The following is an 11888-nucleotide window of genomic DNA, read 5'->3' on the forward strand; positions in this document are numbered from 1 at the left end:
CGCGCGCCGCTTCAGTCGTAGAACGCGGCCTCGTCCCAGCGCGGCGCGGCCTGGTCCTTGGCCGAAAGCGCGGGCGTTCCGATCTCTTCTAGCGGCCACTGCACGCCCACGTGCGGGTCGTTCCATGCCAGCGCCTTCTCGTCAGCCGGCTGGTAGAAGTCGGTGGTCTTGTAGAGGAAGTCGGCGCGTTCGGACAGCACGACGAAACCGTGCGCGAAGCCGGGCGGCACCCAGAGCTGGCGATGGTTCTCGGCCGAGAGCTCCACGCCCTCCCACTGCCCGAAGCGCGGCGATGACTTGCGCATGTCCACCGCGACGTCGAACACCCGCCCGCTGGTCACGCGCACCAGCTTGCCCTGCGGCTGGGTCAGCTGGTAGTGCAGGCCGCGCAGCACGCCACGCGCCGAGCGCGAATGGTTGTCCTGCACGAAGGCGACCGGCCGGCCCACCGCTTCGTCGAACGCGCGCTGGTTCCAGCTTTCCAGGAAGAAGCCGCGCTCGTCGCCGAACACGCGCGGCTCGATGACCAGCACCTCGGGAAGACGGGTGGGCGTGACCTTCATGGCGCGCTCAGCCTTTCAGCAGGCCGTGCAAGTAGTTGCCGTAGCTGCTCTTGCCCAGCGGCTCGGCCAGCGTCACCAGCTGCGAGTCGCTGATCCAGCCGCTGCGCCAGGCGATCTCCTCGGGGCAGGCGACCTTCAGGCCCTGGCGCTGCTCCAGCGTGTGGATGAACTGCGTCGCTTCCAGCAGCGATTCGTGCGTGCCGGTGTCCAGCCAGGCGAAGCCGCGGCCCATGGTCTGCACGTGCAGCCGGCCTTGCGCCAGGTAGTGCTGGTTGACGCTGGTGATCTCCAGTTCGCCGCGCGCGGAAGGTTTCACGGCGGCGGCGACGTCGCACACGTCGGCGTCGTAAAAGTACAGGCCCGTGACCGCGCAGCTGCTCTTGGGCTGCGCGGGCTTCTCCTCGATGGAGGTGGCGCGGCCTTGCGCATCGAAGGCGACCACGCCGTAGCGTTCCGGATCACGCACGTGGTAGGCGAACACGGTGGCGCCTTCGGGCTCGTCGTTCGCGTCCCTCAGCAGCTTCACCAGGTCGTGGCCGTAGAAGATGTTGTCGCCCAGCACCAGCGCGCTGGGGGCGCCGCCGATGAACTGCCGGCCGATGATGAACGCCTGCGCCAGGCCTTCGGGGCGAGGCTGCACGGCATACGACAGGTTCATGCCCCACTGCGAGCCGTCGCCCAGCAGCTGCTCGAACCGCGGCGTGTCCTGCGGCGTGCTGATCACCAGCACATCGCGGATGCCCGCCAGCATCAGCGTGGCCAGCGGGTAATAGATCATCGGTTTGTCGAACACCGGCAGCAGCTGCTTGCTGATGGCCAGCGTGGCCGGGTGCAAGCGCGTGCCGGCGCCGCCGGCCAGGATGATGCCCTTGCGGGCGGGGGGGGTCACGGGCATGTCAGGCGGTTGCGGGGAATTGGCGGGCCAGCTCGGCGACGACGGCGCGAACGCCATCCTGCCACGGCGGCAGGGCCAGCTGGAAGGTCTCGCGCAGGCGTTCGGTGTCCAGCCGCGAGTTCTTGGGCCGCGTGGCGCGGACCGGGTAGGCGGAAGAGGGGATGGGCCGCACGTTCTCCGGCGTGCAGCGCAGCGCCAGGCCTTGCGCGCGCGCTTCGCGCACGACGAGCTGCGCGTACTCGTGCCAGTTGGTGAATCCGGTGGGCGCGACGTGGTACAGGCCCGCGAACGCCTGCGGCTCGCCGGCGGAACGGACCGTGCGCAGTGCATGCGCGGTGACGTCAGCCAGCAGCGCGGCGCGCGTGGGCGCGCCCCACTGGTCGGCGACGACGGTGAGCTCGTCGCGCGCCATCGCGGCCTTCAGGATGCTGCGTGCGAAGTTGTTGCCCCAGCTGTCGAACACCCAGCTGGTGCGGAACACCAGGTGCCGCGGATTGCCGTGCTGCACGGCCTGGTCGCCGGCCAGCTTGCTGCGGCCGTACGCGCCGAGCGGGCCGGTGGCATCGGATTCGCGCCAGGGACGCTCGCCCTGGCCGTCGTACACGTAGTCGCTGGAGAAATGCACCAGCCAGGCGCCGTTGCGCGCGCTGGCCGCGGCGAGCGCTTCGCAGGCATGCGCGTTCACCGCGAAGGCGCCGGCTTCGTCGTCCTCGGCCTTGTCGACGGCCGTGTAGGCGGCGGCATTGACCACGGCGTCCGGCGCCACCGCATCGACCGTGGCCTGCAAGCCCCTCGCGTCGCGCAGGTCACCGCAGAGCGCGCCGCCCGCTTTCGCCGGCGCGACGACTTCGCCCAGCAGCGACAGGCTGCGGCGCAACTGCCAGCCGACCTGGCCGTCGCCGCCGAACAGCAGGATCTTCATGCCGCGTGCGCCGTGCCGTACTGCTGCGCCACCCAGTGGCGGTAGGCGCCGCTGGTGACCGATTCCACCCACTCGTCGTTGGCCAGGTACCACTGCACGGTTTCGCGCATCCCTTGCTCGAAACCCATGGCCGGCTTCCAGCCGAGCTGCGTGGCGATCTTCGTGTCGTCGATGGCGTACCGCCGGTCGTGCCCGGGGCGGTCCTTGACGTGCTGGATGAGATCGGCGTGGCGCGTGCCCGGCTGCGCCTCGTCCAGCACGCGGCACAGGGTGTGCACCACCTCCAGGTTGGCTTTCTCGGAGCGTCCGCCGATGTTGTACGTCTCACCCGGCTGGCCGCGATCGAGCACCGCGCGCAGCGCCGAGCAATGGTCGCTCACGTGCAGCCAGTCGCGCACCTGCTGCCCGTCGCCGTACACGGGCAGGGGCTTGCCCGCTCGGGCGTTGTGGATCATCAGGGGGATCAGCTTCTCCGGGAACTGCCGCGGCCCGTAGTTGTTGGAGCAGTTGGTCGTGATGACCGGCAGCTTGAACGTGTGGTGCCAGGCGCGGGCGAAATGGTCGGCCGCCGCCTTCGACGCCGAGTACGGGCTGTTCGGCTGGTACTGGTGCTGCTCGGTGAACGCCGGCTCGCCGGGGGCGAGCGAGCCGAAGACCTCGTCCGTGGAGACGTTCACGAACCGGAAGGCCGCCGCTTCGCCGGGCGGCAGCTGCCGCCAGTATTCATGGGCCGCCTCCAGCAGGCGGGTGGTGCCCACGACGTTGGTCTGGATGAAAGCCTGAGGACCGGCGATGGATCGGTCGACGTGGCTCTCCGCCGCGAAGTGCACGATGGCGCGCGGGCGGTGCGTGCGCAGCAACCCGGCCACCAGCGCACCGTCCCCGATGTCGCCGCGGACGAACACGTAGTGCGGGTTGGATTCCAGTGACCGCAGGTTGCCCGGATGACCGGCATAGGTCAGCAGGTCCAGGTTGACCACGGGGCCGAGGCCAAGCCCCAGCCAATCGAGGATGAAGGCGGATCCGATGAACCCGCAGCCGCCGGTGACGAGAATCATGGCAAGAAGCGCTTTGAGAAAAGTCCCCAACAATAGCAAACCGGCTTGCCCGGCCCGCGTGACATCGTTCCGCCCGGCCTAGAATCGCCCGGACCTTCCGGGACACCCCATGAACATCGACAAGGAAATCGATACCCGCGGCCTGAACTGCCCGCTGCCCATCCTGCGCGCCAAGAAGGCGCTGACGGACATGCAGTCCGGGCAGTTGCTGAAGGTGGTGGCGACCGACCCCGGGTCGGTGCGCGATTTCCAGGCGTTCTCGCGCCAGACCGGCAATGAGCTGGTCGACCAGTCCGAGCAGGGCGAGGAGTTCATCCACGTGCTGCGCCGCCGCTGAACGCCGGCCGCGCGGAAAGACGAAGGCGCCCCGCGGGGCGCCTTTTTCGTGCCGGAACGGCCGGCCTCAGAGCTTCAGGCCCTTGATGTATTCGCGCAGGCCCGGCCCCAGCTGCGGGTGCTTGAGCGCGAAGTCCACGGTGGCTTCCAGGAAGCCGTCCTTGGCGCCGCAGTCGTAGCGGCGGCCTTCGTACAGGAAGGCGTGCACGCCTTCGGCGTCCATCAGCCGCGCGATGCCGTCGGTCAGCTGGATCTCGCCGCCCGCACCCTTGGGGTTGGTGCGGATCATGTCGAACACCCCGGGCGTCAGGATGTAGCGGCCGGCCACGCCCATGCGCGAGGGCGCGGCGTCGGGATCGGGCTTCTCCACCATGCGGTCCACCCTGGTGAGCCGCTCGCCGGCCGGCTGGCCGGCCACGATGCCGTAGCGCTTGACGTGTTCGCGCGGCACTTCCTGCACCGCCAGGATGCAGGTGGGCGTCTTCTCGAACTGCCGCACCATCTGCGTCAGCACGTTCGGCCCGCCGGGGTTGCCGATCATCAGGTCGTCGGGCAGCAGCACGGCGAACGGTTCGTCGCCCACGATGGGCGCGGCGCAGAGCACCGCGTGGCCCAGGCCCAGCGCCCTGGGCTGGCGCACGAACGAGAAGGACATGTCGGCCGGGGTGATCGAGCGCACGACCTGCAGCAGCTCGGTCTTCCTGCCGGCTTCCAGCTCGGTTTCCAGGTCGGGCGACAGGTCGAAGTGGTCCTCGATGGCGCGCTTGGTGCGGCCGGTGACGAACACCATGTGCCGGATGCCGGCCTCGTACGCTTCCTCGACCGCGTACTGGATCAGGGGGCGGTCCACCACCGGCAGCATCTCTTTCGGGATCGCCTTGGTGGCCGGCAGGAAGCGCGTCCCCAGCCCTGCTACGGGGAAGACGGCCTTGTTGATCCTCGTGACATTTTTCATCGACTGGAAAGAGGTTCTTGGTTAAAGTCCGCGAAGTTTTTCACGAGGCAGCCGTACCTCATCTTCCCGCCGGCTGATCTCCCTGTCGGACAAGGGCGCAAATCGGGTGGACATCTTACTGGTCGAACGGCTCGTCCCCGAAGCGCTTTCGTGGCTGCAGGAGCGCCACAGCATCGAGCTGCGGCCCGACTTGGCGGCCGACCCCAGCTCCCTGCGCAAGGCGGTCTACAAGGCCGAGGCCGTCGTGCTGCCGCGCAAGGTGGTGGTCACCCGGGAATTCCTCGACTTCGCGCCGCGCCTGCGGGCCGTCGCCCGCATGCACGTGGGCACCGACAACACCGACCTGGAAGCCTGCCGCGAGCGCGACGTGCGCGTCATCCACGCCAGCACCGCCAACGTCCGCTCCAACGCCGAGTACCTGCTCGCGTCCATCCTGGCGCTGTACCGCCGCGGCATCGGCTCGGCGCTGGCCGGCGACCGCCACGCGGAAGTGCGGCTCGGCCGCGAACTGCACAACAGCGTCGTCGGCATCCTGGGGCTGGCGCCCACCGCGCACACGCTGGCGCTGATGCTGCATGCGCTGGGCGTCCGCCTCATCGGCTACGACCCCGCGGTGCACCACACGGCGCCCATCTGGTCGCGCCTGAACATCCAGCCGGTCGGGCTGCAGGAGCTGATGGCGCAGTCGGACGCGGTGACGGTGCAGGTGATGTACGCGTCGCGCTACCAGAACTTCATCAACGACAAGCTGCTGGCGTATTGCAAGCCCGGGCAGGTGTGGGTGGGCATCAGCCGTTCGCAGCTGTTCGACGTCAATGCCTTCGCGCGTGCGCTGAACGACGGCCGCATCGAGGCCGCCATGCTCGATGGCGCCGAGTCCGGCTTCGCGTCGAAGGGCTCGCCGCTGCACGAGTGCCAGAACCTCTTCCTCACGCCGCGCCTGGGTTCGCACACGCGCGAAGCGCGGCTGCGCGCCAGCTGGTACGTGGTGCACCGCCTGCACGAAACGCTGTCGGCGCCCAGGTCAGGGCACTACGAACAGGTGCCCACGGGGCTGATGGACCTGGAAGGCGGCGGGTCGCCGCGTGCGTCCGCGGACCCCGTCTTCATCATCCGGTGAAGACGCCGGGGCTCAGGTCCCCGGGTCCTTGTGCTTGTCCGCTTCGGTGGTGAACGAGTCGGCGTAGAACTCCTCAGGCGGCAGCTTCGCGTTCGCGCTGTATTCCGACCGCGCCGAGTCCACCACGATGGGCGCGCCGCAGGCGTAGACCTGGTGGCCCGAGAGGTCGGGGAAGTCTTCCATCACGGACTTGTGGACGAAGCCGGTGCGGCCGGTCCAGTTGTCCTCGGGCAGCGCGTTGGAGATCACGGGCACGTACTTCAGGTTGCCCATCTCCGCGCACTTGGCCTTCACCCAATCGTCCATGTACAGGTCCACCGGCCGGCGGCCGCCCCAGTACAGCGTGGCCGGGCGCGTGATGCCCTTGTATTGCAGGTGCTCGATCAACGCCTTGATGGGCGCGAAGCCGGTGCCCGAAGCCAGCAGCACCATGGGCTTGTCCGAGTCCTCGCGCAGGAAGAAGCTGCCATACGGGCCTTCGACGCGCAGGATTTCCTTTTCCTTCATCGCGCCGAACACGTGGTCGGTGAACTTGCCGCCGAGCATGTGGCGCACGTGCAGCTCGATGCCGGGACCGTTGTGCGGCGCGTTGGCCATCGAGTAGCTGCGGCGCGCGCCGTCGCGCAGGATGAATTCGACGTACTGGCCCGCGTGGTAGCGCATCACGTCGTTGGCCGGCAGCTGCAGCTTGAGCACCATCACGTCGTGCGACTTCTTCTCCAGCGTCAGCACGCGCGAAGGCATCTTCCTGATCGGGAAGGCGCTCTCGTCGGTGACCTGGCGCGATTCCAGCACCACGTCGCTCTGCGCCACCGCGCTGCAGGTGAGGATGTAGCCGGCGGCTTCCTCGTCGCCGCTCAGCGCCTTGCTCTGGTGGGCCCGGTGCACGACGTCGCCGGACACCTTCCTGCACTTGCAGGAACCGCAGGCGCCGTCCTTGCAGCCGTAGGGCAGGCCGATGCCCTGGCGGATGGCCGCGGCCAGCAGGGCTTCGTCGGGATTGGCGGAGAAGGTGCGGCCGCTGGGCTGCACGGTGACCTGGAAAGGGCCGGCGGCGGCCTCGGGCGCAGTCATGTTTGTCGGTATCCTCGGGCCGTTTTTCCACTCGGCGTGCCCTATTTTGCCCTCGATCCAAAGCCCGCTCGGCGCGCTGCCCTCGCGCTTCCGCCGCGAGCGCGTCCTCATCGTGGGCTGCGGCGACGTGGGGCTGCGGGTGGCGCGGCAGCTCGGCAGTCGCGTCCGGTTGCTGGCGCTGACTTCGTCGCCGGCGCGTGTCGAAGAGCTGCGCGCCCTGGGCATCGTGCCGTTGGGCGGCAACCTGGACGACGCGCGCACGCTGGCCAAGCTGGCCGGCCTGGCGACGCGCGTGGTGCAGATGGCCCCGCCGCCCGGCGACGGTTGGGGCGATCCGCGCACTCGCGCGCTGCTGGCCGCATTGCAGAGGCGGTCTGCGCCGGCGGCGCTCGTCTACGGCTCCACCACTGGCGTGTACGGCGATTGCGGCGGTGAACGCATCGATGAGACCCGCGGCCTGCGTGCCCGCACCCCGCGCGCGCTGCGCCGCGTGGATGCCGAGAACGCCGTGCGCCACTACGAGCGGCAGTCCGGCGCACGCACGGCCATCCTGCGCATCCCCGGCATCTACGCGCCGGACCGGGCCGGCGGCACGCCGCGCGAGCGCTTGCTGAAGGGCCTGCCGGTGCTGCAGGCGAACGACGACGCGTACACCAACCACATCCACGCCGACGACCTGGCCCGTGCCACGGTGGCGGCGCTGTGGCGCGCGCGGCCGCTGCGCGCGCTGAACGTGGTGGACGACAGCGAACTGAAAATGGGCGACTACTACGACCTGGCCGCGGACCTCTACGGCCTGCCGCGCCCGCGGCGCGTGTCGCGCGAGGAAGCGGCCGCCACCTTGCCCGCTGCCACGCTCAGTTTCATGGGCGAGTCGCGCCGGTTGTCCAACACGCGCCTGAAGCGCGAGCTGCGCGTGCGGCTGCGCTATCCCACGGTCCGCGAAGGACTGGCCGGGTCCTGATGCAGAATTCCGCCCCATGAACGCCCCCCAGATCGAACCGCGCGACAAGGCCGAGATCCTGGCCCAGGCGCTGCCGTACATCCGCAAGTTCCATGGCAAGACCATGGTGATCAAGTACGGCGGCAACGCGATGACTGACCCCGAGCTGCAGGCCGACTTCGCCGAGGACGTGGTGCTGCTCAAGCTGGTGGGCATCAACCCGGTGGTGGTGCACGGCGGCGGCCCGCAGATCGAGAACGCGCTCAACCGACTGGGCAAGAAGGGTGAGTTCATCCAGGGCATGCGCGTGACCGACGCCGAGACGATGGAAGTCGTCGAGTGGGTGCTGGCGGGCGAGGTGCAGCAGGACATCGTGGGCCTGATCAACCAGGCCGGCGGCAAGGCCGTGGGCCTGACCGGCCGCGACGGCGGCCTGATGCGCGCGCGCAAGCTGAAGATGGTGGACGCCAAGGACCCGAACAAGGAACACGACGTGGGCCAGGTCGGCGACATCATCGCCATCGATCCCTCGGTGGTGAAGGCGCTGCAGGACGACCAGTTCATCCCCGTCATCAGCCCCATCGGCTTCGGCGAGCAGAACGAGAGCTACAACATCAACGCCGACGTCGTGGCCGGCAAGCTGGCCACCGTGCTGCAGGCCGAGAAGCTGGTGCTGCTGACCAACACGCCGGGCGTGCTGGACAAGAACGGCAAGCTGCTCACCGAGCTGTCGGCGCGAGAGATCGACGAACTGTTCGAGGATGGCACCATCTCGGGCGGCATGCTGCCCAAGATCTCTGGCGCGCTGGACGCCGCCCGCAGCGGCGTGAACGCGGTGCACATCATCGACGGCCGCGTGCCGCACGCCATGCTGCTGGAGATCCTCACGGACCAGGCCTACGGCACCATGATCCGCTCGAAGTAGCGGACGCTCAGCCCAGCAGCCGCTTCGCCAGCGCCTCCACCTCCGGCGCCAGCGGGTACATGTGGCGGTACTGCAGGATCTGCTGGGACACCAGCTTCAGCCGCAAGGCCAGGTCGGGCACCTCGGTCGGCTGCGTCAGCGGCTGGTTGTAGGGCGGCACGTCGCCGGCCTGGAACTCGAAAGCCACGGAGATGCGCGGCGCCTCGCCGCGCGGGCTGGTGCGCGAGCCCCAGTGCAGCAGCGCCTGCGTCCAGCAGAACACGCTGCCCGCTTCGGCCGGCAACGCGCGGATGTCGGCGGGCTCATGCCGCCAGTCCTTGTCGTCGGGCGTGCCGTAGGTCGGGTCGCGGTGCGCGGGCACCAGGTACATGCAGCCGTTCAGCGGCGTGGTGCGCGTCAGCGGCAGCCAGATGGTGATCGACTTCGGCGAGCGGTCCTCGCGCAGTGACTGCCAGCCTTTGTCCCGGTGGGGCTTCCAGCCCGATTCGTGCCGCTGAGGGTCCACCAGCCAGGTCCAGAAATCCGGCAGCCGCAGGTAGCCGGGCCCGAGCAGGCCCTGGATCATCCCGTGCAGGCGGTAATAGAGGATCCAGAACTCGTCGTACATGAAGCTGAAAGGCAGCGGGATGCCGCGTTCGTCCAGCATGCGGACCAGCTGCGCCATCGCATCGATCGGCAGGTCCCAGGGCTGCGGCGGCAGCTGGAAGTAGCCTTCCTCGCGCAAGAGACCGCGCAAGGATTCGATCAGTTCGGACGGGATGGCCAGCGGGCGCTGCCGCTGCAGCCACTCCTCGTCGTGCAGGTGAAGGCCGGGGGCCAGCGAGCGCCAGAGCGCCGCATCGCCCAGGCCGGCGGCCGCCACTTGCTCCATCGCGCCCATCGCACTCTCCAGCTGCCGGGGAAAGAGGCCACTGTAGCGTGGTGCATACTTGGCCGCGAAGAGAGACGACCCGATCCTGGAAGAAGGCATGCGACTGTTGTTGGTCGAGGACGACGTGATGGTGGCCAGCGGCATCAAGCTGGGACTGTCGGACGCGGGTTACGCGGTGGACTGGGTGGGCAGCGCCGAACGCGCCGAGGAAGTGCTGCGCGGCGAGCTGTTCGACGCCGCCATCGTCGACATCGGCCTGCCGCACATGGACGGCCTGGAACTCACGCGCCGCCTGCGCCGGCCCGAGATGGCCAACCCCAAGATGCCGGTGCTGATCCTTACCGCGCGCGACGCGCTGCAGGACCGCGTGCAGGGCCTGGACCTGGGCGCCGACGACTACATGATCAAGCCGTTCGAGCTGCCCGAGCTGCTGGCGCGCCTGCGCGCGCTGCTGCGGCGCTCGCAGGCGGCCACCAGCGCGGTGCTGAGCTTCGGCCCCATCGAGCTGGACACCGCCAACCGGCGCGCCAGCGCCCGCCGCGGCGGCGGGCCGGGCGCCACCATCGACCTGGGCCCGCGCGAGTGGACGGTGCTGGAGTACCTGATGCTCAACGCGCCCAAGCCGGCCAGCAAGGAAAAGCTGCTGCAGGCGCTGACCGGCTGGGACAAGGAGATCACGCCCAACGCGGTGGAGGTCTACATCTCGCGCCTGCGCGGCAAGCTGGAACCGCACGGCGTGGCGCTGCGGTCCATCCGCGGCTTCGGCTACCGGCTGGAGCTGCAGGGCGAGCCGGCATCGTGATGCGGTTTCGCGCGCCTGCGGCGGCGCGCGGCGAGCGCATGCTCACCGGCCTGCGGCGGCGGCTGCTGGTCATGCTCATCGTGCCGCTGGTGCTGCTGGCGCTGGCCAACGCGTGGTTCGACTACCGCTCCGCCGACAACGTCGCGCTGCAGCAGGACGAGCGCCTGGCAGCGCTGTTGCCGCTGGTGGCCGATTCCGTCATCGGCTCGGGCGTGAAGCCCAGCGACCCGCCGTTGCTGCTGCTGGCGCCGCAGGTCGAAGAGTTCATCCGCCAGGGCAATGCCACCTTCGGCATCAGCGACCCCGACGGCACCGTGCTGCTGGGCGAGCCATGGCTCAACGGCCTGCCACCCACCGACCAGGGCCTGGAGTTCCACAGCGAGGAGCACGCCGGCGTCACCTGGCGCATCGCGCGGCAGCGGCAGCAGACGGCGGTCGGCGAGATCGTCGTCGCGCTGGCCGACGGCACCGACCCGCGGCAGCAGTGGGCGCGCTCCATCTTCTTCCGCGTGCTGCTGCCCAACCTGGTGCTGGTCGCCGCCGCCGCCTTCGCCGTCGGCTGGGCGGTGGAACGGGCGCTGCGGCCGCTGCTGGAATTGAAGAACGCGGTGGAGCGCCGCTCGCCGCGCGACCTCAGCGCGCTGGACGAAGGCGAATCGCCGGAGGAGGTGCGGCCGCTGGTGACGTCGCTCAACCGGCTGTTCGGTCTGGTGAATGCGCAGGCCGAAAGCCAGCGCCGGTTCGTCGCCGATGCCGCCCACCAGCTGCGCACGCCGCTCGCGGGCTTGCAGGCGCAGGTGGAAGCCTGGGCGCAGGCCGCGGAGGCGTCCGGACGGGGAGGGGCGGTCACCTTGCCGGCCGAGCAGGTAAGCAAGCTGCGCGGCGCCACCCGCCGCACCTCGCAGCTGGCGAACCAGCTGCTCGCGCTGTCGCGCGCCGACGCGCGCACGATGGAAGCGCAGCCCATGCAGCGCGTTGACCTGAAGGCCTTGTGCGAGGACTTGCTGCAGGCGCACCTGGACGCCGCCACCGCCAGGCACATCGACCTGGGACTGGACGCGCAGCCGGTGCACGTGATGGGCCACGACTGGCTGCTGCGAGAGCTGGTGGGCAACGTGCTGGACAACGCGGTCAAGTACACGCCAGAGGGCGGCACGGTGACGCTGCGGTGCGGCATGCGTGGCGGCCAGGCTTTCCTGGAAGTGGAAGACGACGGTCCCGGCGTGCCGGAAGCCGAGCGCGCCAAGGTGCTCGAACGCTTCTACCGCGTGCAGGGCACGGGCGGCGAGGGCAACGGGCTGGGGCTGGCCATCGCGCAGGAGATCGCGCGGGTCCACCACGGCCAGCTGGAGCTGCATCCGGGCTTCGGCGGGCGCGGCCTGCGGGTGTCGCTGGCACTGGTGTTGTAAGCGCGCACTTGGCCG

At 69.6% G+C, this 11888-nt stretch carries 13 protein-coding genes; 6 read left to right on the forward strand and 7 right to left on the reverse strand.

Annotated features, from left to right (window positions below; all coding sequences use genetic code 11):
- Nucleotides 1-11 precede the first annotated feature (11 nt).
- Genes rfbC through rfbB form a run of 4 tightly spaced genes read right to left on the reverse strand, consistent with a single transcriptional unit; the run spans nt 12 to nt 3438 of the window.
- Entirely contained in the window at nt 12-563 is a 552-nt protein-coding gene (gene rfbC, locus EZ216_RS09355; protein ID WP_135249472.1) for a dTDP-4-dehydrorhamnose 3,5-epimerase, read from the reverse strand.
- A gap of 7 nt (nt 564-570) precedes the next feature.
- Nucleotides 571-1458 carry a glucose-1-phosphate thymidylyltransferase RfbA gene (gene rfbA / locus EZ216_RS09360; RefSeq protein WP_205959647.1) on the reverse strand — a complete coding sequence of 296 codons (888 nt, stop codon included), beginning with the start codon at nt 1456-1458 and terminating at the stop codon, nt 571-573.
- A 1-nt stretch (nt 1459) separates the two neighbouring features.
- On the reverse strand, nt 1460-2380 hold the full coding sequence (gene rfbD, locus EZ216_RS09365; RefSeq protein WP_135249473.1) for a dTDP-4-dehydrorhamnose reductase: 921 nt from the start codon (nt 2378-2380) through the stop codon (nt 1460-1462).
- Entirely contained in the window at nt 2377-3438 is a 1062-nt protein-coding gene (gene rfbB / locus EZ216_RS09370) for a dTDP-glucose 4,6-dehydratase (RefSeq protein WP_135249474.1), read from the reverse strand. Before rfbB ends, rfbD begins: the two co-directional genes overlap by 4 nt.
- A gap of 109 nt (nt 3439-3547) precedes the next feature.
- Between rfbB and EZ216_RS09375 the strand changes: the two genes are divergently transcribed.
- Nucleotides 3548-3775, forward strand: a complete 228-nt coding sequence (locus EZ216_RS09375; RefSeq protein WP_135249475.1) for a sulfurtransferase TusA family protein — start codon at nt 3548-3550, stop codon at nt 3773-3775.
- A 66-nt stretch (nt 3776-3841) separates the two neighbouring features.
- On the opposite strand, the gene galU is transcribed toward EZ216_RS09375, so the two are convergent.
- Nucleotides 3842-4729: a UTP--glucose-1-phosphate uridylyltransferase GalU gene (gene galU / locus EZ216_RS09380; protein WP_135249476.1), complete on the reverse strand. Its 888-nt coding sequence runs from the start codon at nt 4727-4729 to the stop codon at nt 3842-3844.
- Between the two features lie 106 nt (nt 4730-4835).
- Between galU and EZ216_RS09385 the strand changes: the two genes are divergently transcribed.
- Complete coding sequence (locus EZ216_RS09385) at nt 4836-5849, forward strand: NAD(P)-dependent oxidoreductase (protein ID WP_135249477.1); 1014 nt, start codon at nt 4836-4838, stop codon at nt 5847-5849.
- A 12-nt stretch (nt 5850-5861) separates the two neighbouring features.
- Here EZ216_RS09385 and EZ216_RS09390 read toward each other — a convergent pair whose 3' ends face one another.
- A complete protein-coding gene (locus EZ216_RS09390) occupies nt 5862-6923 on the reverse strand; it encodes a CDP-6-deoxy-delta-3,4-glucoseen reductase (protein ID WP_135249478.1) in 1062 nt (353 codons plus the stop codon).
- A 46-nt stretch (nt 6924-6969) separates the two neighbouring features.
- Between EZ216_RS09390 and EZ216_RS09395 the strand changes: the two genes are divergently transcribed.
- On the forward strand, nt 6970-7887 hold the full coding sequence (locus EZ216_RS09395) for an NAD-dependent epimerase/dehydratase family protein (RefSeq protein ID WP_135249479.1): 918 nt from the start codon (nt 6970-6972) through the stop codon (nt 7885-7887).
- Between the two features lie 16 nt (nt 7888-7903).
- Nucleotides 7904-8791 (forward strand): acetylglutamate kinase, encoded by an 888-nt coding sequence (gene argB, locus EZ216_RS09400; RefSeq protein WP_135249480.1) that lies wholly within the window; start codon nt 7904-7906, stop codon nt 8789-8791.
- A 7-nt stretch (nt 8792-8798) separates the two neighbouring features.
- Here argB and EZ216_RS09405 read toward each other — a convergent pair whose 3' ends face one another.
- On the reverse strand, nt 8799-9671 hold the full coding sequence (locus tag EZ216_RS09405; protein WP_167772865.1) for a phytanoyl-CoA dioxygenase family protein: 873 nt from the start codon (nt 9669-9671) through the stop codon (nt 8799-8801).
- Between the two features lie 88 nt (nt 9672-9759).
- Here EZ216_RS09405 and EZ216_RS09410 point away from each other — a divergent pair, with 88 nt between their 5' ends.
- A complete protein-coding gene (locus EZ216_RS09410; protein ID WP_135249482.1) occupies nt 9760-10464 on the forward strand; it encodes a response regulator transcription factor in 705 nt (234 codons plus the stop codon).
- A gap of 38 nt (nt 10465-10502) precedes the next feature.
- On the forward strand, nt 10503-11873 hold the full coding sequence (locus tag EZ216_RS09415) for a sensor histidine kinase (RefSeq protein WP_135249483.1): 1371 nt from the start codon (nt 10503-10505) through the stop codon (nt 11871-11873).
- The last annotated feature ends 15 nt before the right edge of the window (nt 11874-11888 follow it).

This window comes from Ramlibacter humi, from assembly GCF_004681975.1.
Lineage (GTDB): Bacteria > Pseudomonadota > Gammaproteobacteria > Burkholderiales > Burkholderiaceae_C > Ramlibacter > Ramlibacter humi.